The sequence below is a fragment of the Tritonibacter scottomollicae genome, assembly GCF_003003215.1.
Lineage (GTDB): Bacteria > Pseudomonadota > Alphaproteobacteria > Rhodobacterales > Rhodobacteraceae > Epibacterium > Epibacterium scottomollicae.
Map to the genome: position 1 here is coordinate 1 of NZ_PVUF01000064.1, position 1,350 is coordinate 1,350.

At 56.7% G+C, this 1,350-nt stretch carries 1 pseudogene; it reads left to right on the plus strand.

The features are described from left to right. Positions 1-86: 86 nt before the first annotated feature. Positions 87-1,108 (plus strand): annotated as a pseudogene (locus CLV89_RS22255) (IS110 family RNA-guided transposase). Positions 1,109-1,350: the final 242 nt, after the last annotated feature.

Below are 1,350 nucleotides of genomic sequence, written 5' to 3' on the forward strand. Positions count from 1 at the left end.
TGATGGGGTGGATGGCTCCTGCTTCAACCGGCGTCGCAATGCGCCATAATGCAGGTGTCTAAATCTGCTTTGAGAGGAGCCACCCCATGCAAGTTACCACAATCGGCGTTGACCTGGCCAAGAACGTTTTCCAAGTCCATGGTATCGCAGAGAACGACGATGTGTTGTTCAACAAGCCCCTGAGACGGGCGCAGTTTCTGCCGTTCTTTGCTAAGTTAGAACCCGCCTGATCGGTATGGAGTCTTGCAGCAGCGCCCATCATTGGGCCCGCGAATTGACGGCCTTGGGCCACGAGGTGCGTTTGATCCCACCGATGTATGTGAAGCCCTACGTCAAGCGAGGGAAGTCAGATGCAATCGACGCCGAGGCAATCTGTGAAGCCGTGACACGACCCACGATGCGCTTTGTTGCGATCAAAACGGTTGAGCAACAAGCTTTGCTGTCGCTTCATCGGGCTCGCGACCTTTTGGTCCGTCAAAGGACGCAGCTGATCAACGGCCTACGTGGCCTGGTTGCTGAGTTCGGTGTCTACATCCCCAGAGGACTGGCCCGCGTGATTGGGTTTGCTGAGGATATCACACTTGGTGAAGTGCTCGACTTGCCAGACATTGCCAATGAGGTGATCCGCAACCTGTCAGAACAGTTGATGGCATTGCATAAGCGGATCCGATGGTATGAAGAGCGCCTCAAGCAAGTGGCCAAAGAAGATGCGCGTGTCCGTTTGTTGCGCACGATACCCGGCGTCGGCGCGGTGACGGCTTCTGCGATCATCGCCAGCATCGGCGACGGGCATCAGTTCCGAAATGGCCGGGAGTTCGCCGCTTGGCTGGGCTTGACGCCTGCCAATAAATCCAGCGGAGGCAAGGAAAAGCTGGGACGGATCACCAAGATGGGTGACCAGTATTTACGCTCGTTGCTCGTCGTCGGCATGACATCACTGGTCCGACAAACGCGGTCCCACCCTGAACGTGCCAGCAAGTGGCTGACGTCATTGCTCGAACGCAAACCCGCCCGTGTAGCGACTGTTGCCATGGCCAATAAGACCGCCAGGATCGTCTGGGCTGTCCTGACCCGCGACGAACCCTACGGCCCCCGTACGGCAGCCTGAGAAGAAAGGAACCACGAGTTAGCAAGACCCGCGAGATGATGGTGCATAAGTCTGCCGCCAAATCCAAGACACTCCGCCGAATGTCCCGGGCGTCATAGCCCGCTAAGCTGTAAGGAACTTGGTTTGCGGAACCCATCAGGGCCAGCGGTCAAAACCGCGCAAACAGGCCGGACACATGGCTGCTTCTGACAAATGCACAATTCTGATCAAATATGTCTTGCTATGCAGGAGCCATCCACACA